Origin of the sequence: Rathayibacter sp. Leaf296 (genome assembly GCF_001423045.1) — a bacterium.
Classification (GTDB): Bacteria; Actinomycetota; Actinomycetes; order Actinomycetales; family Microbacteriaceae; genus Rathayibacter; species Rathayibacter caricis.
The window spans coordinates 56,864-78,575 of the sequence record NZ_LMNR01000003.1; the positions used below are offsets into that span (position 1 = coordinate 56,864).

Below are 21,712 nucleotides of genomic sequence, written 5' to 3' on the forward strand. Positions count from 1 at the left end.
AGGTGTCGCCATCCTGCTGATCGAGCAGCCCGCGCAGCGGGCGTATCGAGATCCGCGCGTCCCGGACGTAGCGGGTCTCGATACGCACCTGCGGCGCTACTCACCAGCGGGGGCCGCGGCGCTCAGTGGTCACTCGATGGCGTCTGCCGACTCCGCGGGGCCCGTTTCGAGTCGACTCGGCGCGTATGCCGACCGCGAATGGGCGCGAGAAGGGGTGCAGCGGAGGCGCAGGGGCCGTTTCGCGGCGGTTCGCACCAGCGAGCGAGCCCGACGCGCGGAGCGACGACGCCTGCGGGTCAGTCGAGGAGGTCGTGCAGGACGACGACCTGCTCGCGCTCGGGGCCGACTCCGATGGCCGAGAAGCGGGCGCCGCTCATGGCCTCGAGGGCGCGGACGTAGTCCTGCGCGGCCTGCGGGAGGTCGGCGAACGTGCGGCAGCCGGTGATGTCCTCCTGCCAGCCGGGGAAGTCCTCGTAGATCGGCTTCGCGTGGTGGAAGTCGCTCTGCGAGACGGGGACCTCGTCGTGGCGCACGCCGTCGACGTCGTAGGCGACGCAGACGGGGATCGTCTCGAGGCCCGAGAGCACGTCGAGCTTGGTGAGGACGAAATCGGTGACGCCGTTGATCCGCGCGGAGTAGCGGGCGATCGGAGCGTCGTACCAGCCGCAACGGCGCGGGCGGCCGGTCGTCGTGCCGAACTCGAAGCCCTGCTTGCGGAGGTACTCGCCCCACTCGTCGAACAGCTCGGTCGGGAACGGGCCCGCGCCGACGCGGGTCGTGTACGCCTTGATGACGGCGATGACGCGCTCGATGCGGTTGGGGGCGACTCCGGAGCCGGTGGCGGCTCCTCCGGAGGTCGCGTTCGAGGACGTGACGAACGGGTAGGTGCCGTGGTCGACGTCGAGCATGGTGGCCTGGCCGGCCTCGAAGAGCACCGTCTTGCCGGCGTCGAGCGCCTGGGCGAGCACGAGCGAGGTGTCGGCGACCATGGGGCGCAGGCGCTCGGTGTACTGCAGCAGGTCCTCCATGACCTGCTCGACGAGGATCGCGCGGCGGTTGTAGACCTTCACCAGCAGGTGGTTCTTCTGGTCGAGGGCGCCCTCGACCTTCTGACGGAGGATGTTCTCGTCGAAGAGGTCCTGGATCCGGATGCCGACGCGGTTGATCTTGTCGGCGTACGCGGGGCCGATGCCGCGGCCCGTGGTGCCGATCTGGCGCTTGCCGAGGAACCGCTCCGTCACCTTGTCGAGGGTGCGGTGGTAGCTCGTGATGACGTGCGCGTTGGCGCTGACGAGCAGCTTCGAGACGTCGACACCGCGGGCGCTCAGCGCCTCGAGCTCGTGGAAGAGCACCTCGATGTCGACGACGACGCCGTTGGCGATGACGGGCACGACGCCCGGGGTCAGGATGCCCGAGGGGAGCAGGTGCAGCGCGTACTTCTCGTCGCCCACGACGACGGTGTGGCCGGCGTTGTTGCCGCCGTTGAACTTGACCACGTAGTCGACGCGGCTGCCGAGGAGGTCGGTGGCGCGTCCCTTGCCCTCGTCGCCCCACTGGGCGCCGGTGATGACGATTGCTGGCATGGCGTTTCCTTCTCGACGGGGAGTGGTCGCCCGGCCCGTTTCGGGTCCACCGGGCCTCGGCGGGCCGGCCCGGCATCGAGATGCCGCTTCTGCGCGACCAGCCGCTCGATTCTAGCGGAGCGGCTCCGGGGGTGCTCCGGGCGCCGAGACGGGTGCATCGCCGAGCAATGCTCCGGAATCCGATACACGGCGTTCACACATCGCGCCTAGGTTCGAAGACGTTCACTCTCCACCCATCATGCGAACAGGACACCGATGCGCCGATACCGCGCTGCCAGCCTCCTCGTCGTCGCCGCCCTCGGAGCGGCCACCGTCGCCCCCTCGGCGGCAGCGGCCACCGTCGACGACGGCCTCGAGCTCACCCTCGTCTCGACGACCGACACCCACGGCCACGTCTACAACTGGGACTACTTCGCGAACGCTCCGTACGAGGGCGAGGACACCCTCGGCCTCACGCGCGTCGCGACCGAGGTCGACCGCCTCCGCGCCGAGAAGGGCGACGAGTCGGTCCTGGTCTTCGACAACGGCGACGCGATCCAGGGCACCCCGCTCACCTACTACTACGGTCTGGGCGACGGAGCCGCGGGCGTCCTCGCCGGCGAGACGACGCATCCGATGGCCGCCGCGTTCAACACGATCGGCTACGACGCGCAGGTCGTCGGCAACCACGAGTACAACTACGGCCTCGACATGCTCAGCGCCTACGAGGGCGATCTGAACGCCCCGCTGCTGGGTGCGAACGTCGTCGACGTCGCCACCGGCGAGCCGTATCACAAGCCCTACACGCTGATCGAGCGCGAGATCGACGGCGAGACCGTCACCGTCGGCGTCCTCGGCCTCGTCACCCCGGGCGTCCGCGTCTGGGACAAGCAGTACGTCGACGGCGTGCTCGAGTTCCGCGACATGGTCGAGACCGCGAAGGAGTGGGTGCCGAAGGTGCAGGCCGAGGCCGACGTGGTCGTCGTGCTCGCGCACACCGGTCAGGGCACCGTCGCCGACGCCGACTACGATCCGGCCGACCTCAACGAGGACGTCGTCAACAACATCGCGACGCAGGTCCCCGGTATCGACGTGCTCGTCGCCGGGCACAGCCACCAGGACGTGCCGCAGACGCTCTACACGAATGTCGCCGGCGAGCAGGTGCTCGTCACGCAGCCCTACTACTGGGCGCAGGGCCTGACCGAGGTCACGCTGAACCTGGTGCCCGATGCCGCCGGCGACCTGCAGGTCGACTGGTCGGCGGGCGAGGCGCCGGTCGCCGAGGCGGTCTACGCGCGCGACATCCCGGAGGAGTCGACCGCCGTGCTCGACGCGCTCGCCGAGGCGCACGCGACGACCATCGACTACGTGAACACCCCCGTCGCGGAGTCGGTCGAGGAGCTCTCGGCCGAGACCTCCCGCTACGAGGACACCCCGATCATCGACTTCATCAACTCCGTGCAGGCCGAGACGGTCGACGCCGCGCTCGAGGGCACGGAGTGGGCGGACGTCCCGGTGATCTCGCAGGCGTCGCCGTTCTCGCGCACCGCGGTCTTCCCCCAGGGGCAGGTCACGATCCGCGACATCGCGGGCCTCTACATCTACGAGAACACCCTGCGCGGAGTCGAGATGACCGGAGCCGAGGTGCGCGAGTACCTGGAGTTCTCGGCCCGGTACTTCAACCAGGTCGCGCCCGGCGCACCGTTCGACCCGGCCACGGGCACGAACGCGATCACCGAGGACCGCCCCACGGGCATCCCGGACTACAACTACGACGCTCTCTCGGGGGTCGACTACGTGATCGACATCTCGCAGCCCGCCGGCTCGCGGATCCGCGACCTCGCGCACGCCGACGGCACCCCCGTCGCCGACGACGACGTGTTCGTGATGGCGGTCAACAACTACCGTCAGAGCGGCGGAGGCGCCTACCCGGCCGTCGCCGCGGCTCCGCTGGTCTACGACGAGCGGCTCGAGATCCGCCAGCTGCTCATCGACTGGGCGACCGCGCGCGGAGTGATCGACCAGGCCGACTTCTTCGACGCGAACTGGTCGCTGACCTCGGTCGCGGCTCCGGCCGAGCCCGCCCCGATCGAGCCGGGCACCCCCGCACCGACCGAACAGCCCACGGCCGCTCCGTCGCCGCAGCCCACGGCCACGGCGGTGCCCGTCGCCGGAGGCGGGGACTCGGGCTCGCTCGCGCACACGGGCTCCGACGCGGCCGGCTTCGCGGGCGCGGCGCTCCTGCTGCTGCTCTCGGGCGCGGCGCTGACGATCCTGCGGCGCCGCCGCACGGCGTAGCGAGCACCGCGCCCCGCGGGCTCCCTCTGCGGGAGCACCTCCGGCTCGTGGAATCGCGTTCGGCTCGCGGAATCGTCCTGATTCCGCGAGCCGAACGTCGTTCTGCGGGCCGGACGTCTGTCCACGAGCCGGACATGAGGCCGAGCCGCCTCAGCGGCGGGCGACGATGCGCTCGGTGCCCGTCCACGTCGGCAGGGGGCCGTGACCGTCCCGCACGACGGAGACGACGGCCGCGGCGATCGCCCAGACGATCAGGGCGGCGAGGACGATGAGGAAGACCATGGCGAACTCCTTCGCATTCGAGCGCTCTCTGCGCCGATCACGACGATCCGCGTAAGACCCCGTCGGCCGCATCGGGCGATCGCCCTATCCCTCCCGATCCGCGCCGTTCCGCGGATCCGGACGCCCGCGCCGCTCGAGTGGCACCGCTCCGCGACCCGGGATCCCTGGAACAGGTCCCCTCGAGCCGCACGCGCGCTCCTCCTCCGCTCGTCGGATGAGGCGATCGCCCGATGCGCCGCCGCGCACTCCCGCGGGAGCCTCCTCTCACCCCGACGAGAGGACCGAGATGATGCTGAGCGACCACTCCTTCCCCGCGCTGCTCGAGGAGCGCGAGCGCCGCCTCGAGCAGGACCTCGAACGCGAGCGGCTGCGCCGGGAGCGCGTTGCGGAGACCCGCCGACCGCCCCTGATCGACCGCCTCCTGCCGGCGCTCCGGCGCGGCCCCGCCCGCAGCTGAACGGCTCCGCCGCGTTCCGGTCGAGCACCGGCGCGAAACCGACATCGCGCGTCGCGGAGCCCCTCCGGTGTCCGTGCCCGGTGGCACCATGACTCCCATGCCGATCCCGCCCTCCCCGCCCGTCCTCGTCGGTCGCGACGACGACCTCGCGGCCCTGCGGCGCGCCTACGAGCGGATGCTCGTCCAGGGTGCGCGAGCGGTGGTCGTCGGCGGCGAGGCCGGCATCGGCAAGAGCAGGCTCGTCGCCGAGTTCGTGCAGCGGCTGCCGCCCGAGGCCCTGGTGCTCCGCGGCCAGTGCGTCGATCTCGACCGCGACGCGCCTCCCTACGCGCCGATCACCGCACCGCTGCGCGAGCTGGCGCGCGTGGTGGGGGCGGAGGAGCTCGCCGCGCTGGCGGGCGCCTCGGTCGAGGGGCTGCGCATCCTGCTCCCCGAGCTGCCCGGGAGCGGCGAGCCGGCCGCGGCCGCCCCGCCCGTCCTCGAAGCGGTCACCGTCGCCCTCGAGGCGGCGTCGCGCGTGCGTCCGATCGTGCTGGTCGTGGAGGACCTGCACTGGGTCGATCCGGCGACGCTCGGAGTGCTGCGCTTCCTCGTGCGCGTCGCGACCGCCGGCCGGATCCTCGTGGTCCTCACCTTCCGCAGCGATCAGCTGCGCCGCGGCGATCCCCTGCGCGCCTGGCTGCCCGAGCTCGAGCGGAGCGACCGCGTGCAGCGGCGCGAGCTCGCCCGGCTCGACCGGCGCGGCGTCGAGGCGATGGTCGCGTCCCTCCGCGGTGCCGCGGTCGCTCCGCGCGATCTCGCGCTCGTCGTCGAGCGGACGGAGGGCGTGCCCTTCTTCGTCGAGGAGTTCGCGCGCGCCGAGGCGGCGACGGTGCCCGAGTGCTACCCCGAGTCGCTGCGCGACGTCCTGCTCGCCCGGTACGAGGGGCTCAGCGAGCCGACTCAGAAGATCCTGCGCACGCTCTCGGCGGGCGGCACCTGCGTCGAGCACGACCTCATCACGGTGGTGCACGGCGACGCCGACTCCGTCGAGACCGCGGCGCGCGAGGCCATCGCCGGCGGGGTGCTCGTCGTCGACGGCAGCAGCTACAGCTTCCGGCACGCCCTCGTGCGCGACGCCATCCACGACGAGCTGCTGCCCGGCGAGCGGGTCAGGGCGCACACCTGCTACGCCGAGGCGCTCGAGTCGCGGGGCCCCTCCGCCGCGTCCGAGATCTCGTACCACTGGATGGCCGCTCACGACGCCGAGCGGGCGTTCGCCTCCTCGCTCGATGCCATGGCGCACGCGCGCGCCTCCTTCGCTCACGCCCTCGCCGCCCGGATGGGCGAGCGGGCGCTCGAGCTGTGGGAGCAGGTGCCGCCCGAGGCGCGCGGGCGCGACCGGGCCGAGCTCCTCGGCTCGACCGCGCACCACTTCCGCGACGCGGGGGAGAGCGAGCGGGCGGTCGCCCTGGTCGACGAGGCGCTGGCGATCGAGGGCCTGGGCGCTCCGTGCCGGGCGACCCTCCTGCGCGACAAGGCGTCCTACCTCGCGAACCTCGGCCAGGTCGGCTCCGTCGCCCTGCTGCGCGAGGCGCTCGCCCTGCTCGAGGGCGGGGAGCCGAGTGCCCTGCGCGCACGGATCCTCGGCGAGCTCGCCGCCCGGCTGATGCTCGAGGCCGATCTCGTCGAGGCGGTCGCGGTCGCCGATGCGGCGGCCGCCGAGGCCGCGGCGGTCGGATCGCAGGGTCGCCGGAGCGTCGCGGCGAACATCCGCGGCATGGCACTCGTCGAGCTCGGCCGGATCGACGAGGGGCTGGCGCAGCTGGAGCTGGCCGGCGCGCTCGCGGGCGAGGACGACTCCGCTCGACTGCGCTACTGGCTCAACCTCTCGGACGCGCTCTCGCTCCTCGGGCGGTTCCGCGAGGCGGTGGCCGCGGGCGAGCAGGGCGCCGAGCACGCCCGTCGGCACGGGGTCGCGCGCACGCTCGGTGCGATGCTGATGGCCAACACGGCCGACGCCCTCGCCTCGACCGGCGAGTGGCGCCGCGCCGAGGAGCTGCTCGACCGCGCACTCGAGCTCGACGCTCCGCTGGGGTTCGCGGCCCATCTCCAGCGCCGCAAGATCTGGACGGTCCTCTGGCGCGGGGACCGCGCGCAGGCGGCGTCCCTCCTGGCCCGCTGGCGCCAGCCGCTGAGCCGTCAGCTGCGCACCGAGCGGCTCTCGCTCGTCGGCCTGGCGAAGGTCGCCGGAGCGATCGCGCTCGAGAACGGCGACGTCGCGGGCGCGTGGGCCGAGGTCCGCGATGCGATCGGCCCCGAGCACCGGCCGCTCCCCTCCGCCGATCTCTTCCTGCTCGTCGTCGTCGCCCGCATCGTGGCCGCCGCGCGCCGCGAGGGCGTCGTGCTCCTCGACGCGCTGGGCGAGCGGATCGACGCCGAGGCGCGGCTGCGCGAGATCCTCGCGACGGCGGCCCGGTGGCCGACGGGCGCCGCCCTGATCGCCGTGATCGAGGCGGAGCTGGGAGGCGCCTCGGGGACGGGGGACGACCCCCGCGCCTGGGCGGCCGCCGCCCGGGCGAACGAGGCCGACACGGCGGAGGTGCACCTGCTCCCCTACTCGCGGCTCCGCCACGCCGAGGCGCTGGCGGCCGCCGGTCGGCGCGACGAGGCCGAGCGGGAGGCGCAGGAGGCGCGGGTCGTGGCCGAGCGGGCCGGCCTGGGGCTCCTCGTCGACGCCGTCGACCGCTTCGAACGGCGCCTCGGCCGTGACGTCGGATCGGCTTCCGGAGTCGCGCCCGGCGCGGGCGCACTCGGCACCGAGCCGTTGACCGACCGCGAGCGGCAGGTCCTCGCTCTCGTGGCGCAGGGGCTCGGCAACCGCGCCATCGCCGAGGAGCTCTTCATCAGCGTGAAGACCGCGAGCGTGCACGTCTCGAACATCCTGCGCAAGCTCGGCGCGGCCACCCGCACCGAGGCGGCGTACCTCGCCCGTCGCTCGGGCGGCTGAGCCGCCCCGCGCGAGGGAACCCCGAACCGTCGAGAGAGCCTCCTGCAGCGGGCTCCCCCGACGGTCCGGGGTTCCCTCGCCGTCTCAGGCGCGGCGCCGCCGGGACCGCCAGGCGGCGAACGCCCCTGTCGACCAGAGCGCCCAGATCACCAGCAGCGGCTGGAAGACGAGCCGGATCGCCCGCGCGGCGTCCGTCTCGAGGCCGAAGGCCGGCGTCCGGGTGACGAGCTGCGAGACGTTGCCCGGGAACACCGCCACGAAGAACGCCGCGACCACGACTCCGACGACCACCCGCCACCGCGCGAGCAGCACGAGCGCGAGCCCCAGCACGATCTCGACCACTCCCGAGGCGACGACGACGGTGTCGGGATCGAGCGGGAGCCACGGCGGCACCTGCGCCTGGAAGGACTGCCGAGCGAAGGTCAGGTGGCCGACCCCCGCGGTGACGAGCACGAGGCCCAGGAGGATCCGGGCGATCGTGCGGGGCACGGAGCGGCCTGCTCCGCGAGAGGAGGACGGGGAGGCGGGCATGCCCCCAGTCTGCGCTCGGGCAGCGCGTCGCACGCGCCCGCTCGGCCCGGAGACCGCCGGACGCGCGTTCCCGCGCCGCCCCGTATCCTCGTAACCGCCCCGTCCGCAGACCGTGAAACGAGAAGCATGAGCACCCTGCCCCGCCTGATGGCCTTCGACCTCGACGACACCCTCGCCGCCTCGAAGTCCCCCGTCGACCCGGCGATGGCCGACCTCCTCGTCCGCCTGCTCAAGGCGACCGAGGTCTGCATCATCTCGGGCGGGCAGATCGGCCAGTTCCGGATGCAGGTGCTCGACCGCCTCGAGGGCGCCGACCCCGAGGCCCTCGCCAAGCTCCACCTCATGCCCACCTGCGGCACGCAGTACTACCGCTTCGAGAACGACGACTGGAAGCAGATCTACGCCGAGAACCTCACCGAGGACGAGAAGTCCCGCGCCCTCGCCGCCGTCGAGGAGAAGGCGAAGGAGCTCGGCTACTGGGAGTCCGAGACCTGGGGCCCGATCCTCGAGGACCGCGAGTCGCAGATCACGTTCTCGGCCCTCGGCCAGGCCGCGCCCGTGCCCGTCAAGCAGGCCTGGGACCCGACCGGCGAGAAGAAGAACACCCTCCGCGAGGCCGTCCAGGCCGTGCTGCCCGACCTCGAGGTCCGCTCCGGCGGCTCCACCTCGGTCGACATCACGCGGAAGGGCATCGACAAGTCCTACGGCATGAACAAGCTCACCGAGCTCACCGGCATCCCGCTCGACGACATGATCTTCGTCGGCGACCGCCTCGACCCCGACGGCAACGACTACCCGGTCAAGGCCATGGGCGTCGAGTGCTTCGCGGTCGAGGGCTGGCACGACACCGCCGCGTACCTGGAGTCGTACGGCATCTGATCCCCGGCATCCGAACCGCTCCGCGAGGCCCTCTGCTCCGGCAGGGGGCCTCGCGTCGTCCGGGCGAGGGCCACGGCGGGGGTCGCGCGGGCGCCTCTGCAGGGGTGACGTGAGCGGCCGACCGGCCTAGCATCGGAGGCAGCCACCGCGGATGCCCGCTGGACGCGCCTCCGCACCGCCCGGACCGAGGGAGTAGCGACATGAGCACGGACGAGATGATGAAGGCCATGCCGATGGCCGACGCCGCGATGATGGACACGACCGCGATGCAGGCCTGCATCGACGCGTGCTCCGCCTGCCTCCAGGCCTGCACGATGTGCTCGGACGCGATGTCGTCGATGGACGGCATGGGCCGGTGCGCATCGATGTGCGCCACCTGCGCCGACGTCTGCCTCGCGATGATGCGCATGATGATGCGGCCGGCGAGCATGGACGCCGTCGTGCTGCGTCCGATGCTCGAGGCGTGCATCGCCGTGTGCCGCGCCTGCATGGCGGAGTGCTCCTCCCACGCCGAGATGAGCGAGACCTGCAGACTGTGCGCGATGGCCTGCGAGGACTGCGCCTCGGCGTGCGAGGCGATGCTCGCGACCCTGCCGGCCTGACCGGCGCTGCCGGACGGGCCGTCGCTCCGCTAGCCGCGGGCGACGCTGAGCTGCTGCGCGCCCGCCGTCAGCACGCCGTAGCGCGTGTGGAACGACACCGGAGCACCTGCGGCGAGCGCCGTCGGGGCGTGGTGCCAGACGCGCTCGGTCGCGCCCGACTCCCACAGCACGAGTTCGATCCAGCCCTCCTCGTCGACGGAGGCGACGATCGCGTCGACGCGGCCCTGCGGAGTGGCGCGCGCCAGTCGCAGCTGCAGTGCGCCGAGTCCGTGGCCGGCCCGGTCGTGCACGCACATCGCGCCGCGCTCGCAGGCGGTGTCGACCGTCGTCTGCAGGCGGGTGCGGGGTGGCATGGCGCGTCCTCTCGTGGGGTGGTTCCCGCCACGGTAGGCGCGCACTCGGCGTCCCGCATCCGAGGGCGTCACACGGCGCAACAGCGCGTCAGTCGTCCTCGGAGAGCGAGCCGCTCGACGTGCCGTCGAGGGACAGCCGGAGGCGGCGCGGCAGCTTCGCGACGATGATCGCGTGCGACTCCTGCACCAGCTCACCGGCCAGGCCCGGATCGACGCGGGCGAGGTCGACCGTGACCCAGTGCGTCTTGTTGAGGTGGTAGCCCGGATCCACGCCGTCGACCCCCGCGACGAGGTGCACCACGTTCTCGGGCAGCGCCTTCACGCTGATGCAGGCGCGGCCGCGCAGCTCGGACTCGAGCGCGAACACCTTGCCGCCGACCTTCCACACCCGCGTGCCGGGGCCGAAGGGGAAGCCGGGCTCCGCGCCGGGGAGGTCGGTCAGCAGCTGCTCGAGCGCGTCGGGATCCACGGAGCCAGTGTGCCGCGGGCGACGCGCGGGCGCATCCGCGATCGGGCCGCTCGGTAGACTCGCCGGGTCGATCGAGCAGCCAGCGGAGCGCCTCCGCTTTCGGTCGGCCGGAATCGGAACCCGCATGCCTGACTCCCCGGCACCCTCCTCCCCGAGCCCTGCGGCCGCGCCGCGATCGGCGCTCGGACGCGCCGCCGGGAGGTACTCCCGGGCGTTCGCGGTGCCCGGATCGCTCGCGTTCTCCTCCTCGGGCTGGTTCGGCCGGTTCCCCAAGGGCAGCCTCGCGATCGGGGTGCTGGTGCTCGTCACCGAGGTCTCGGGCAGCTACGCGCTCGGCGGAGCCGTCTCGGGCACGCTGACGCTCTCGCTGGCCGCCGCGGGGCCGGTCTGGTCGCGGGTGATGGACCGCTGGGGCCAGCGGCGCGCCCTCGCCCTGTCGCTCCCGGTGCTCGTCGCGGCGTCGCTCGGACTCGTCGCGGCCGTGCTGCTCGGCGCGCCCGTCTGGAGCTGGTTCGCCCTGGCGGTCCTCGCCGGACTCGCCGTGATCGACATCGGCTCGGCCGTGCGCTCGCGCTGGAGCGCCGCGACGTCGGATCCCGGGCTGCGGCACACCGCCTACTCGGTCGAGTCGGTGGCCGACGAGGCGGCGTTCGTCGTCGCTCCGCCGGTCGTGACCCTGCTCGCCTCCCTCGTGCATCCGGCGGCGGGCGTGCTCGTGGGCCTCGCGATCGGAGTGATCGGGAGCGGCTCGCTGCTCGCGCAGGTGCGGACGCAGCCCCCGCTCGCGGTGCGCTCCCCCGGAGGCAGGGCGACGCCCGTGCGCCTGCCCGCAGCGCTGATCGGGGTGGTCGCCGTGTTCGCGACGATCGGAGGGGTCTTCGGCTCGTTCAACGTGGCCGCGATCGCGACGGCGGAGGCCGCCGGCGCGGACGCCGCGTCGGGCCTCCTGCTGTCGGTCTACAGCATCGGCAGCGTGCTCACCGGAGTCGTCGTCGGGGCCGCGCACCTGCCCGGCAGCCCGCTCTCGCGCTTCGTCGTCGCGGGTCTCGCGTTCGGCGTCGTCGTGCCCGTGCTGGTCTTCTCGAGCTCACTGCCCGTCCTCGCCGTGCTCGCGTTCCTCGCGGGCCTCGCGACTTCTCCGCTCCTCATCACCGGCTCGAGCCTCGTCGAGACGATCTCCCCTCGCGCCCGCCTCACCGAGGCCCTCGCCTGGCCTCCGACGGGCCTCGCGATCGGAGTGACCGCCGGCTCCTCCCTCAGCGGCCTCGCCGTCGAGTCCCTCGGCCCCCAGTCCGGCTTCACCGTCACCGCCGCCTCCGCCGCCCTCGGCGCCCTCCTGACCCTGGCCACCGCCGCGTCCCTCCGCCGCCGCTGAGGGCCCGCGTCGGCCAGGTCTCCCGGACGAGGCCTGCACAGATGAGGCTGAGCACGACGATCGGCCGGAATCCGTCCGCGTCGTCGCGTTCAGCCTTACTCGCGAGGCCGCAGCATCCCGTCTGGAAGACGCGGGTCTCGATACGCCGCTCCGCGGCTACTCGACCAGCAAGGGATGCCCGCCCTCCCGTCCCGCTCGCGCCGCAGGCGCCGCCCGTCCCGTCCCGCTCGCGCCGCAGGCGCGGCCCGTCCCGCTCGCGCCGCAGGCACGGCGCCTCCCGCTCGTGCCGCAGGCACGGCGCCTCCCCTCACCAGCAGGGTGACTGAGAGGGCTCCGGTTGCGTTCATTGCAAGGCGGAGGAGGGAGTCGTAGCGGAGCTACGGCGACCGACGACAACGCCGCAAGGGACGTGACCGGAGCCCTCTCAGTCCTCGCCGAGGATGACTATGGCGGCGGTGGGGGGGAGCGCGTCCTCGTGGTACCGCTCGATCTCGGGGATGGCGGCCGGGTCGGCCTGCTCGAGGAAGGTGGTGAGTCGCTGGACCTCGTCGGTCTCGCCGATCGATTCGGCGGCGCGGCGGAGGGCGTAGAGGGCGAGGAGGAAGCCGCGGTTGGGTCCGTGGCGCCAGGGGATGGGGCCTTGGCCGCGCCAGCCGGCGGTGCGGAGGAGGTCGAGGCCGCGGTGGTAGCCGACGCGGGCGTAGGCGTAGGACGGCAGGGCCGCGTCGATGCCCCAGACGCTGTCGGCGAGGAGGGCCCAGGCCAGCGGGGAGCGCGGGTGGGCGGCGGCGAGGGCGGCGAATTCGACGGCTCCCGGGGTCGCGTGCTTCGCGAGGGCCGCGGTGACCGCGGGGTCCTCGGGGAGGAGGGTCGGTTCGGGGCCCAGCAGGTTCTCGCCGTTCATGTCCCCAGGCTAACCCCGTCCTCCTGGGGCGTGACCGTGCAGGTCACCTGATCTTGCACAGTGGTGTGCAACTTCGTACGATGGACGGGTGACCACGAGCAGAGCACCCCGGCGCGACGCCGCCGACAACCGCGCCGCGATCCTCCTCGCCGCGCGGACCCTCCTCCGCACCGACTCCGATGCCTCGCTCGAGGCGATCGCGAGCGAGGCCGGAGTGACGCGCCGCACCGTCTACGGCCACTTCTCCTCTCGCGAGGAGCTCCTCACCACCGTGTTCCGCGAGGGGGCGGCGCGCATCGCCGCGGTCCTCGCTCCCGTGCGGCACGAGGACCCCGCCTGCGAGCTCGCGCTGATCGGCTCGCGGATGTGGCGCGAGGTCGAGTCGATCCGCGTCCCCGCCCGCTCCGCCCTGCGCTCGCCCTTCGCCGAGCTCGTCGCCGAGACGCTCGAGCCCGTGCGCGCGCAGCTGCGCGAGACCGCGGCCCGCGGCATCGCCTCCGGCCGCTTCCGCCCCGATCTCGACGCCGGTCGCCTGGCGCGACTCGTCGAGGACGCGGCGATCGCGGTGCTCGACGAGGCCGCCGGCTCCGATCTCGGCGAGGCGGAGGCCGAGCGCCTCGTCATGGTCGACGTCCTCGCGATCGCGGGCTTCGGCTGGACCGACGCCGACGCGCTCGCCGCCCGGGTCTCCGCCGAGGAGGCCCGCTCGTGAGGATCGAGCTGCACGACGTCGCCAAGGGCGGAGCACTCCCGGCCGTCTCGCTGACGTTCTCGAGCGGATCGGCGACCCTCGCGCTCACCGAGACGGAGCAGCGCCCCACGGTCCTCGGTCTCCTCGCGAGCGGGCGGATGCGCCCCGACAGCGGTCGCATCACCGTCGACGGCGCCGAGGACCCGAAGCGGATGCGCGCTGCGGTCGCCCTCGTCGACGCCCCGGTGGTCAGCGAGCCCGCCCCCGACGTGACCCTCGCCGGAGTGGCCTCCGAGGAGCTCGTCTTCGCCGGACGCTCCTCGCATCCGCGCGCCGTCTCGCGCGCGCTCGAGGCGCTCGGCGTCGCCGACCTCGCGCGCCGTCCGGTGTCCGAGCTCCCCGCGCTCGACCGCGTCCGCGTGCTCGCCGAGCTCGCGCTGCTCCGCGAGGGGGTGGAGGCGCTCGTCATCGTCTCGCCCGACCGGCACGGCGGGGATCCCGCCGCGTGGTGGGCGCTCGCCAAGGAGCTCGCCGCGCGCGGGCCGGCCGTCCTCGTGATCGCGGGCACCGCCTCCGCCTCGGCCATCGCCGCGACGGATCTGCTGCGCACGCAGTTCGACCCCGCTCCGCCCACCGCCCTCGCGACCCTCGAGGACGGGTTCGAGGAGGAGACCGTCGGCGCTCTCCACCGCGCCCTCGCCCCCTCGCTCCTCCCCCAGACCGCCCCCGACCCGATCGACGACACCCGCTCATGAGAATCCGCGTCCCCCAGATGATCCAGGCGGAGCTGCGCCGCCTCACCGCCACCCCGATGGCCCGGCTCGCGCTGATCGCGCTGATGCTCGTGCCGATCCTCTACGGCGGCCTGTACCTCTGGGCCAATCAGGACCCGTATGCGAAGCTGCCCGACGTCCCGGTGGCCCTGGTCGTCGACGACGCCGGCACGACCGCCGACGACGGCACCGTCACGAACACGGGCGACGAGGTCGCCGATCAGCTCCTCGAGGACCACGCGTTCGACTGGCACCGCGTCTCGTCGACCGAGGCCGCCTCCGGAGTCGACGACGGCACCTACGACTTCAGCGTCACCCTGCCCGCGGACTTCTCGGCCGCCCTCGCCTCGAGCGGCAGCGACGCGCCCTACCGCGCCAGCGTCGTCCTCACCACCAACGACGCCACGAGCTACCTCGCGAGCACCATCGGCGAGCAGGCCGCGAAGACGCTGCGCGCCTCCATCATCGAGAAGGTGGACGAGGAGGCGGCCGCGCAGTTCCTCGTGGGCCTCGCGACGATCCGCGGCGACCTCTCGACGGCGGTCGACGGCGGCTCGCAGCTCGTCGACGGCGCGACGACCCTCTCGAGCGGAGCCGCCTCCGCGCAGGACGGCGCGGGCACCCTCGCCGACGGGGCCGCTCGACTCGCCGATGGAGCCTCCTCCCTCGCCGACGGCACCGCACAGGTCGCCGGCGGAGTGCAGCAGCTCGCCGACGGGAGCGGCACGCTCGACGCCGGCCTGCAGCAGCTGCGCGGCGCCACGGCCGACCTGCCCGCGCAGACCGCGACCCTCGCCGAGGGCGCCGCCCAGGTCGCCGCGGGAGACACCGCTCTCGCCGCGCAGGCCGACGCCGTGGGTGCCGCCTCGCAGCAGGTCGCCGACAGCGTCCCCGTGATCCGCGGCGACATCGAGGCGAGCCTGCAGGAGTCGGGACTCGACCCCGCCCGCATCGCCGAGGTGCTCGCGCTGCTGGATCCGCTCGGCGACGACACCCTGGCCGCGAACGCCCAGGCGCAGGGCCAGGTCGCGCTGATCGACCGGCTCGCGGGAGGAGCGACGCAGGTCGCGACCGGCGCGCAGGCCCTCGCCGACGCGACTCCGACCCTCACCGCGGGCATCGCGAGTGCAGCCGACGGCTCGTCTCAGCTGACGAGCGGAGCCGCTACCGCCGCCGCCGGCGCGCAGTCCGCCGCCGACGGGGCTGCGACCCTCCGCGACGGCGCCTCCTCCCTCCGCGACGGCTCGACGGCCCTGAGCGACGGACTCGGCGACCTCACCACCGGGCTCGGCGATCTCACCACCGGCGCCACGACGCTCCGCGACGGGCTCGAGGACGGCGTGGTCGCGATCCCCGACCGCTCGGTCGAGCAGCAGGCGGCCCAGGCCTCCGCCATCGCGGATCCGGTCGCCGTGGACAGGAGCGAGGTCGCCTCGGCCGGCACGTACGGCGCCGGACTCGCTCCGTTCTTCGCGAGCCTCGCCGGCTGGATCGGCATCTACGCCCTGTTCCTCATCGTCAAGCCGGTCTCGCGCCGCGCGATCACCGCGCTGCACTCGCCCCTCCGGATCACCCTCGCCGGCTGGCTGACCCCGGGCCTGCTCGGAGTGGTCCAGATGGCCGGGCTGTTCGCGATCATCTCGCTCGCCCTCGGCTTCGACGTCGCCTCGCCGCTCGGCGTCTACGGAGTGATGGCGCTCGCCTCGCTGACGTTCGCCGCGATGATCCTGGCCCTCAACGTCTGGCTGGGCAGCGTCGGCCAGTTCCTCGGCCTCGTGCTGATGGTCGTGCAGCTCGTGACCGCCGGCGGCACGTTCCCCTGGCAGACCCTGCCCGGGCCGCTCGCCGCACTGCACCACGTGCTGCCGATGGGCTTCGCCACCGACGCCGTGCGGCAGCTGATGTACGGCGGCGACGGCGGCGCGGCGCTGCACGACTCCCTCGTGCTGCTCTGCTGGCTGGTCGGCGGTCTCGCTCTCGCGGCGATCGGAGTGATCCGCATGACGCGGTTCCGCACCCTGCGCGACCTGCAACCGTCCCTGATCGGGTGAGGACCGGACGGCCCGGACGCAGGCGCCGCCGCTAGCATCGGGGGCATGGCAGCACATCGCGGCGAGGTCGAGGCCTGGCTCACCGACATGGACGGCGTGCTCGTGCACGAGAACAAGGCGCTCCCCGGCGCGCCCGAGCTGATCCAGGAGTGGACCGACGCGGGCACCCCGTTCCTGGTGCTCACCAACAACTCGATCTTCACTCCGCGCGACCTGGCCGCGCGCCTGCGCGCCTCGGGGCTGCACGTTCCGGAGGAGCGCATCTGGACGAGCGCGCTCGCCACCGCGGACTTCTGCGCCTCGCAGATGCCCGGCGGCAGCGCGTTCGTGATCGGGGAGGCGGGCATCACGACCGCGCTCCACGAGGCCGGCTTCATCATGACCGAGACCTCGCCCGACTACGTCGTCGTGGGCGAGACCCGCAACTACAGCTTCGAGGCGATCACGAAGGCGATCCGCCTGATCATCGGCGGGGCACGCTTCATCGTGACGAACCCGGACGCGACGGGGCCGAGCTCCGAGGGCGTCATGCCCGCGACGGGAGCGATCGCCGCGCTGATCACCAAGGCCACCGGCAAGGACCCGTACGTCGTCGGCAAGCCGAACCCGATGATGTTCCGCTCGGCGATGAACAAGATCGGCGCGCACAGCGAGAACACCGGCATGATCGGCGACCGGATGGACACCGACATCGTCGCCGGCATCGAGGCGGGCCTGCACACGGTGCTCGTGATGACCGGGATCAGCGACGCCGCCGAGATCGAGCGCTACCCGTTCCGCCCCGACGAGGTGCTCAGCGGCGTGCACGAGCTGCTGTCGGGCGAGCCCCTCGAGTCGGAGTTCCCGCCGGACGTCGTCGTCTGATCTGAGGGCGCTCGCGCTCAGAAGCGGACGTGCTGCAGCACCCAGGCGTGCATCGCGACCGCCGCGGCCGCCGACGCGTTGATCGAGCGCGTCGAGCCGAACTGCGAGATCTCGAGCACGGCCTCGGAGGCGGCGATCGCCTCCTCCGACAGGCCCGGCCCCTCCTGACCGAACAGCAGGACGCAGCGCTCGGGCAGTGCGAAGGTCTCGATCGGGACGCAGCCGGGCACGTTGTCGATCGCGATGATCGGCAGGCCCTCCTGGCGCGCCCAGTCGACGAGGCCGGCGACCGCCTCGTGGTGCTGCACGTGCTGGTAGCGGTCGGTGACCATCGCCCCGCGCTTGTTCCAGCGGCGGCGACCGACGATGTGGACCCCGCGCGCGCCGAACGCGTTGGCGCTGCGCACGATCGAGCCGATGTTCATGTCGTGCTGCCAGTTCTCGACGGCCACGTGGAACGGGTGGCGGGAGCGGTCGAGCTCGGCGACGATCGCCTCCATCCGCCAGTAGCGGAAGCGGTCGATCACGTTGCGGGCGTCGCCGTGCGCGAGCAGCTCCGGATCGAACCGCTCGTCCTCGGGCGGCTCGCCGATCCACGGGCCCACACCGTTCGTCGTCGCCTCGACGGAAGGCGCGGAGCCGGCCTCGGCGGGCCTCTCGTTCTCGTCCACGATCGGCAACCCTACAAGGAGGGGCGGCCGCTTCCCCCGGCGCCTCCAGGCCCGGGATACTGACGCAGGGGCACGCCGAGAACGTCTCCCGCGAGGAGACGACCATGACCCGCTTCCACCCCGCTCTGCGCGCCGGAGTCGCGACGGCCGCGGTGCTGCTCGCCCTGGCCGGGTGCGCCGAGCCGGCGACGCGCGCTCCCTCGACACCGAGCGCCGCGGGCACGGCGGCTCCGGTGCCCGACGCCACGGATCCGGGCGCGACGCCGGGCGCCGCTGATCCGAGCGCGGCGCCGACGACCACCGCTCCGAGCGCCGGGGTGCCGAGCGGAGGCGCGACCACCGACCCGGGCGCGCAGGCCTCGCCTCCCGCGCTCAGCGACCTCGTGCTCACTCCGGACGGGCTGATCGCACCCGACGGATCCGCCTCGCTGATCGTCGGGCAGCCGATCCCCGCGGGTGCCGGCGCAGCGGCCCTCGCCGTGTTCGACGCGGACTTCTGCACCCCGGCCTGGACGGAGGCCGGCGTCGAGGTCGACGGAGCGCCCGGCCGCTGGGTGCCGAACTACCCCGACGAGACGCAGGCGGGAGTGCTGGGGCGGTTCCCGTTCGGACTCCTCGCCGACGAGGAGACCGCTCCGCTGCGGCTGATCCTCGTGAGCAGCCCGGCACTCCGGAGCGCGGGCGGTGCCGGCATCGGCTCCACGCGTGCCGAGCTCGAGGCGGCGCTCGCGGGGACGGCGCAGGTGACCGGCACCGACGACCCGGCGGGCGTGGACGTGTACACGGTGCGAGGTGCGAACGCGAGCCTCACCTTCGAGGTGGGCAACGGCACCGACGTCGTCGAGCTCGCCCACGTCGGGCCGCTGCTCGACGCGCCCCTCAGGCTGTCGGGGACGGACGCCGGGCCGTACGGCTGCAGCCTGGTCTGACTCAGCCCGCGGGCGTGCCGGCGAGCGAGCCGACCAGCTCGCCGCCGCCCGCGCGGTCCACGAAGCAGAACGAGCGGCGCTCGCCCGCGTCCCACTGCTCCTGCGTGACCGGGAACGAGGCCGAGACCTGGACGTCGCCGTAGGTCTCGGCGGCCGCGACGTCCACGACTCCGGCGGCCTGGCAGAGCGAGGCGACCGAGAGCGCGAGCGCATCGGATCCGGGGAACACCGTCTCGGTCAGCGGCGCCGACGCCACCAGCTGGCCCGCATGCGGCGCGGCGCAGTCGACCACGGTGAACTCCTCCGCCCAGACGGAGTCGAACGGCTGCAGGCACTCCCCGCCGAGGAGGGCGCTCCACGCGTAGGTGCCGGCGGGCAGGGGTCCGACCGTCGGCAGCACCGCGGTGGGCTCGGGAGTCGCGTTCGCCTCCTCGCTCGGCGTCTGGGTCGCGACCGGAACCGCGGCCTCGGGACGGTTCGCAGACGCGACGGCGTACCCGATGGCTGCGAGGACGGCGAGGATCACGACGACTCCGACGGCGATCAGGGCGATCAGGAGCCGGCGGCGTCCCGCGGTCCGCCCGGGGGACGGCGGCGAGAGCGGGGCGATGCTGGGGGGCTCGGTGGCGATGCCGGCCGTGGTGGGGCCGCTCGGCGCCGGGGCGTCCGCGCGAGGGGCCTTCTGCCGTGGGGCGCGCGGGGTCTTCTCGCGGGGGGTCTTCTCGCGGGGAGCCTTGTCGCGGGGAGTCTTCTCGCGGGCGGGCCTGGACCGGGGCGTCTTCTCGCCGGCGGCGTTCGCGTGCGCCGTCGCGGGCGTCGTGCTGAACGGAGCGTCGGCACCCTCGGCGGAGGCGGCGTCGCGCGACCGCGACGGATCGGCGGGAGCACCGGCGTCCGTCGGCTCGAGGTTCCACGCGAACGCGGTGCCCCGCCAGAGCTCCTCGTCGCCGGCGTCGTCGTCGTCCGCTCCGGCGGGCGGAGTGACGACCTCCTCCCAGACGGGAGGCGCGTCCCAGCCGCCGCGCGGGTCGGGCCACTGGTAGACGGTGCCGTTGGGCGCGGTGTCGCGCTGCGAGGGCGCGGTGGCCCCGGCAGGACGGTCGTCGCGCGGCTCCTCGGGCTGCTGGGCAGCGGGAGGTGCGCTGGGCGCCGGAGGCCCGGCGACGGGAGGCGCCGAGCGCGTGGTCGAGGCGCTCTCGGCGGGGTCGCGGCGCGCGGCGTCGAAGCGCGGCTGCGGGCGCACAGGGGCCGGGGTCTGCTCCGGCTCGGGAGCCGGTCCGCGGTCGACGGCGGCCTCCGCCTCGGGCTCCGCGGTGCGCTCGGGCTCCGCGGCCGGAGCGGGCAGGCGGTCTGCATCGGGCTCGTCGGCCGAGTCGGGCTCGCGCTCCGGGCGGGATTCCTCCTCGCGCTCCTCCGCAGCGGCTGAGGTCTGCAGCGGCGGTGTCGGCTCGAGAACCATCGTGGGCTCGGGCGGGGCCGAGGCCTCGGCCGCGACGAGCGGCGGCACGTGCACGGTCGTCGCCTCGGGCTCCTCCCGGCCGGCCGCCGGCGAAGGACGCTCTGATGCGGCTCCCTCCGGCGCGGCTTCCTCGAGTGCGGACTCGTCAGGAGCACCGTCGGTCTGCTCCGACGCGGCGGACGACTCCTCCGACGCCGACTCGGCCTCCTCGGACTCCGACGTCGCGGCGGGTGCAGACCGCGGATCGACGGGCTTCCACTCGGACTCAGTCGGGGTCGCGCGCGGCGCGTCGAAGATGCTCTTCAGCCGTCCGCCGCTGAGCTGCTGCAGGAGCCACTCGCTGCCACCGACCTGGCGCTCCGGCTCCTTCGGGCGGTCCTCACCCTCGGAGTGGTCGCCGCGCCCGCGGTTGCCGTCGTCGACCATCAGCTCAGCCCGAGGTCGGCCAGCCCGATCGCGGCGAAGTACGGGTAGCCGGCGTCCTCGATGATCTCGCGCGCACCCGTCGCGCGATCGACGACGACGGCGACTCCGGCGATCTCGGCGCCGACCTTCAGAAGCGCCTCGATGGCCTTCAGCGGCGATCCGCCGGTGGTGGAGGTGTCCTCGACGACGACGACGCGCTTGCCCTCGAGGTCGGGGCCCTCGACCTGCCGGCCGCGGCCGTGGTCCTTCGGCTCCTTGCGCACGACGAACGCGTCGTAGGCGAGCCCGCGGGCGGCGCCCTGGTGCAGGATCGCCGACGCGATGGGGTCGGCGCCCATGGTCAGTCCGCCGACGGCGTCGACGCGCTCGATCGGCGCGATGAGGTCGAGCATGACCTGCCCGATCAGCGGGGCGACCCGGTGGTCGAGGCTGACCCGGCGGAGGTCGACGTAGTAGCTCGCCTTCTTGCCGCTCGTCAGGGTGAAGTCCCCGTGGAAGACGGCGTCGGAGCCGATGTACTCGATGAGCTGCTGGCGTGCGTCGTTCACAGGGCCACTCTACGGGGCGGTCTCGACGCCTCCGGGGAGGCCCGCGGGCGAGGTCTCCCCCGCCTGCTCGTCGCTCCCCCCGCGGAACTGGGTCATGTAGAGCTCGTAGTAGGCGCCGCGGCGGCGCAGGAGCTCGTCGTGAGCGCCCTGCTCGACGATGCGCCCCGCCTCCATCACGAGGATCGTGTCGGCGTCGCGGATGGTCGACAGCCGGTGCGCGATGACGAACGACGTGCGGTCGGTTCGCAGCGCCGCCATCGCGTGCTGCACCAGCAGCTCGGTGCGGGTGTCGACCGACGAGGTCGCCTCGTCGAGGATCAGGAGCGACGGGTTCGCGAGGAACGCGCGCGCGATCGTGATCAGCTGGCGCTCTCCGGCCGAGACGCTGCCGCCGTCGGCGTCGAGCACCGTGTCGTAGCCGTCGGGCAGCTGCTGCACGAAGCGGTCGACCATCGTCGCGCGGGCCGCGTCGGCGATCTCGTCGTCGGTGGCGTCGAGCCGGCCGTAGCGGATGTTCTCGCGGATGGTGCCCTCGAAGAGCCACGCGTCCTGGAGGACCATGCCGACCCGCGAGCGCAGGTCGCCGCGGGCGAGGCGGG

21 protein-coding genes are annotated in these 21,712 nt (G+C 73.6%); 11 read left to right on the top strand and 10 right to left on the bottom strand.

Going from position 1 to position 21,712, the window contains the following annotated elements; translation table 11 throughout:
- Positions 1-296: 296 nt before the first annotated feature.
- A complete protein-coding gene (locus ASF46_RS16770) occupies positions 297-1,583 on the bottom strand; it encodes an adenylosuccinate synthase (RefSeq protein ID WP_056868705.1) in 1,287 nt (428 codons plus the stop codon).
- A 255-nt stretch (positions 1,584-1,838) separates the two neighbouring features.
- Between ASF46_RS16770 and ASF46_RS16775 the strand changes: the two genes are divergently transcribed.
- Positions 1,839-3,860: a bifunctional metallophosphatase/5'-nucleotidase gene (locus tag ASF46_RS16775; RefSeq protein ID WP_082485630.1), complete on the top strand. Its 2,022-nt coding sequence runs from the start codon at positions 1,839-1,841 to the stop codon at positions 3,858-3,860.
- Positions 3,861-4,010: 150 nt separating this feature from the next.
- On the opposite strand, the gene ASF46_RS19865 is transcribed toward ASF46_RS16775, so the two are convergent.
- Positions 4,011-4,142 carry a hypothetical protein gene (locus tag ASF46_RS19865; protein ID WP_268788524.1) on the bottom strand — a complete coding sequence of 44 codons (132 nt, stop codon included), beginning with the start codon at positions 4,140-4,142 and terminating at the stop codon, positions 4,011-4,013.
- Positions 4,143-4,356: 214 nt separating this feature from the next.
- Here ASF46_RS19865 and ASF46_RS19255 point away from each other — a divergent pair, with 214 nt between their 5' ends.
- On the top strand, positions 4,357-4,599 hold the full coding sequence (locus ASF46_RS19255; RefSeq protein ID WP_157602709.1) for a hypothetical protein: 243 nt from the start codon (positions 4,357-4,359) through the stop codon (positions 4,597-4,599).
- A gap of 97 nt (positions 4,600-4,696) precedes the next feature.
- Positions 4,697-7,588 (top strand): helix-turn-helix transcriptional regulator, encoded by a 2,892-nt coding sequence (locus tag ASF46_RS16780; protein WP_162240195.1) that lies wholly within the window; start codon positions 4,697-4,699, stop codon positions 7,586-7,588.
- A gap of 84 nt (positions 7,589-7,672) precedes the next feature.
- On the opposite strand, the gene ASF46_RS16785 is transcribed toward ASF46_RS16780, so the two are convergent.
- Complete coding sequence (locus tag ASF46_RS16785; protein WP_056868707.1) at positions 7,673-8,119, bottom strand: DoxX family membrane protein; 447 nt, start codon at positions 8,117-8,119, stop codon at positions 7,673-7,675.
- 126 nt (positions 8,120-8,245) lie between these two features.
- Between ASF46_RS16785 and ASF46_RS16790 the strand changes: the two genes are divergently transcribed.
- Both ASF46_RS16790 and ASF46_RS16795 read left to right on the top strand, forming a co-directional pair.
- Positions 8,246-8,998, top strand: a complete 753-nt coding sequence (locus ASF46_RS16790) for an HAD-IIB family hydrolase (protein ID WP_056868708.1) — start codon at positions 8,246-8,248, stop codon at positions 8,996-8,998.
- Between the two features lie 200 nt (positions 8,999-9,198).
- Complete coding sequence (locus ASF46_RS16795) at positions 9,199-9,600, top strand: hypothetical protein (protein ID WP_056868709.1); 402 nt, start codon at positions 9,199-9,201, stop codon at positions 9,598-9,600.
- A gap of 29 nt (positions 9,601-9,629) precedes the next feature.
- Here ASF46_RS16795 and ASF46_RS16800 read toward each other — a convergent pair whose 3' ends face one another.
- Together ASF46_RS16800 and ASF46_RS18965 are read right to left on the bottom strand one after the other, a co-directional pair.
- Positions 9,630-9,953, bottom strand: coding sequence for a hypothetical protein (locus ASF46_RS16800; RefSeq protein WP_056868710.1), 324 nt, complete (start codon positions 9,951-9,953; stop codon positions 9,630-9,632).
- Between the two features lie 88 nt (positions 9,954-10,041).
- Positions 10,042-10,422: an MmcQ/YjbR family DNA-binding protein gene (locus ASF46_RS18965; protein WP_056868711.1), complete on the bottom strand. Its 381-nt coding sequence runs from the start codon at positions 10,420-10,422 to the stop codon at positions 10,042-10,044.
- A 124-nt stretch (positions 10,423-10,546) separates the two neighbouring features.
- On the opposite strand from ASF46_RS18965, the gene ASF46_RS16810 reads away from it, so the two are divergent.
- Complete coding sequence (locus tag ASF46_RS16810) at positions 10,547-11,797, top strand: MFS transporter (protein WP_157602718.1); 1,251 nt, start codon at positions 10,547-10,549, stop codon at positions 11,795-11,797.
- Between the two features lie 424 nt (positions 11,798-12,221).
- Here ASF46_RS16810 and ASF46_RS16815 read toward each other — a convergent pair whose 3' ends face one another.
- Positions 12,222-12,701, bottom strand: coding sequence for a DUF3151 domain-containing protein (locus tag ASF46_RS16815; protein ID WP_056868713.1), 480 nt, complete (start codon positions 12,699-12,701; stop codon positions 12,222-12,224).
- A gap of 88 nt (positions 12,702-12,789) precedes the next feature.
- Here ASF46_RS16815 and ASF46_RS16820 point away from each other — a divergent pair, with 88 nt between their 5' ends.
- From ASF46_RS16820 to ASF46_RS16835, 4 genes are read left to right on the top strand one after another with little or no spacing between them, the layout of a single operon-like run.
- Complete coding sequence (locus ASF46_RS16820; RefSeq protein ID WP_056868714.1) at positions 12,790-13,413, top strand: TetR/AcrR family transcriptional regulator; 624 nt, start codon at positions 12,790-12,792, stop codon at positions 13,411-13,413.
- Positions 13,410-14,147 (top strand): hypothetical protein, encoded by a 738-nt coding sequence (locus ASF46_RS16825; RefSeq protein WP_200919757.1) that lies wholly within the window; start codon positions 13,410-13,412, stop codon positions 14,145-14,147. Before ASF46_RS16820 ends, ASF46_RS16825 begins: the two co-directional genes overlap by 4 nt.
- A gap of 2 nt (positions 14,148-14,149) precedes the next feature.
- The gene (locus tag ASF46_RS16830) at positions 14,150-16,216 is read left to right on the top strand and encodes a YhgE/Pip domain-containing protein (RefSeq protein ID WP_056869002.1); all 2,067 of its coding nucleotides are present in this window, start codon (positions 14,150-14,152) and stop codon (positions 16,214-16,216) included.
- A gap of 45 nt (positions 16,217-16,261) precedes the next feature.
- Positions 16,262-17,080 carry an HAD-IIA family hydrolase gene (locus ASF46_RS16835; protein ID WP_055794182.1) on the top strand — a complete coding sequence of 273 codons (819 nt, stop codon included), beginning with the start codon at positions 16,262-16,264 and terminating at the stop codon, positions 17,078-17,080.
- Between the two features lie 17 nt (positions 17,081-17,097).
- On the opposite strand, the gene ASF46_RS16840 is transcribed toward ASF46_RS16835, so the two are convergent.
- Positions 17,098-17,754, bottom strand: coding sequence for a TrmH family RNA methyltransferase (locus ASF46_RS16840; protein ID WP_416351502.1), 657 nt, complete (start codon positions 17,752-17,754; stop codon positions 17,098-17,100).
- A 101-nt stretch (positions 17,755-17,855) separates the two neighbouring features.
- Here ASF46_RS16840 and ASF46_RS16845 point away from each other — a divergent pair, with 101 nt between their 5' ends.
- On the top strand, positions 17,856-18,680 hold the full coding sequence (locus ASF46_RS16845; protein ID WP_056868715.1) for a hypothetical protein: 825 nt from the start codon (positions 17,856-17,858) through the stop codon (positions 18,678-18,680).
- Between the two features lies 1 nt (position 18,681).
- Here ASF46_RS16845 and ASF46_RS16850 read toward each other — a convergent pair whose 3' ends face one another.
- The 3 genes from ASF46_RS16850 to ASF46_RS19805 form a co-directional block, all read right to left on the bottom strand.
- The gene (locus ASF46_RS16850) at positions 18,682-20,565 is read right to left on the bottom strand and encodes a hypothetical protein (RefSeq protein WP_056868716.1); all 1,884 of its coding nucleotides are present in this window, start codon (positions 20,563-20,565) and stop codon (positions 18,682-18,684) included.
- Entirely contained in the window at positions 20,565-21,113 is a 549-nt protein-coding gene (gene pyrE / locus ASF46_RS16855) for an orotate phosphoribosyltransferase (protein ID WP_055794176.1), read from the bottom strand. The genes ASF46_RS16850 and pyrE overlap by 1 nt, the downstream gene beginning before the upstream one ends.
- Before the next feature lie 9 nt (positions 21,114-21,122).
- The coding region (locus tag ASF46_RS19805; RefSeq protein ID WP_235577004.1) for an ABC transporter ATP-binding protein at positions 21,123-21,712 on the bottom strand (590 nt) is incomplete at its 5' end.

Bases quoted from the DNA above. Each gene is read 5' to 3' on its own strand.
- ASF46_RS16770 (WP_056868705.1), bottom strand. From the start codon at position 1,583: ATGCCAGCAATCGTCATCACCGGCGCCCAGTGGGGCGACGAGGGCAAG.
- ASF46_RS16775 (WP_082485630.1), top strand. From the start codon at position 1,839: ATGCGCCGATACCGCGCTGCCAGCCTCCTCGTCGTCGCCGCCCTCGGA.
- ASF46_RS19865 (WP_268788524.1), bottom strand. From the start codon at position 4,142: ATGGTCTTCCTCATCGTCCTCGCCGCCCTGATCGTCTGGGCGATCGCC.
- ASF46_RS19255 (WP_157602709.1), top strand. From the start codon at position 4,357: ATGAGGCGATCGCCCGATGCGCCGCCGCGCACTCCCGCGGGAGCCTCC.
- ASF46_RS16780 (WP_162240195.1), top strand. From the start codon at position 4,697: ATGCCGATCCCGCCCTCCCCGCCCGTCCTCGTCGGTCGCGACGACGAC.
- ASF46_RS16785 (WP_056868707.1), bottom strand. From the start codon at position 8,119: ATGCCCGCCTCCCCGTCCTCCTCTCGCGGAGCAGGCCGCTCCGTGCCC.
- ASF46_RS16790 (WP_056868708.1), top strand. From the start codon at position 8,246: ATGAGCACCCTGCCCCGCCTGATGGCCTTCGACCTCGACGACACCCTC.
- ASF46_RS16795 (WP_056868709.1), top strand. From the start codon at position 9,199: ATGAGCACGGACGAGATGATGAAGGCCATGCCGATGGCCGACGCCGCG.
- ASF46_RS16800 (WP_056868710.1), bottom strand. From the start codon at position 9,953: ATGCCACCCCGCACCCGCCTGCAGACGACGGTCGACACCGCCTGCGAG.
- ASF46_RS16810 (WP_157602718.1), top strand. From the start codon at position 10,547: ATGCCTGACTCCCCGGCACCCTCCTCCCCGAGCCCTGCGGCCGCGCCG.
- ASF46_RS16815 (WP_056868713.1), bottom strand. From the start codon at position 12,701: ATGAACGGCGAGAACCTGCTGGGCCCCGAACCGACCCTCCTCCCCGAG.
- ASF46_RS16835 (WP_055794182.1), top strand. From the start codon at position 16,262: ATGGCAGCACATCGCGGCGAGGTCGAGGCCTGGCTCACCGACATGGAC.
- ASF46_RS16845 (WP_056868715.1), top strand. From the start codon at position 17,856: ATGACCCGCTTCCACCCCGCTCTGCGCGCCGGAGTCGCGACGGCCGCG.
- ASF46_RS16850 (WP_056868716.1), bottom strand. From the start codon at position 20,565: ATGGTCGACGACGGCAACCGCGGGCGCGGCGACCACTCCGAGGGTGAG.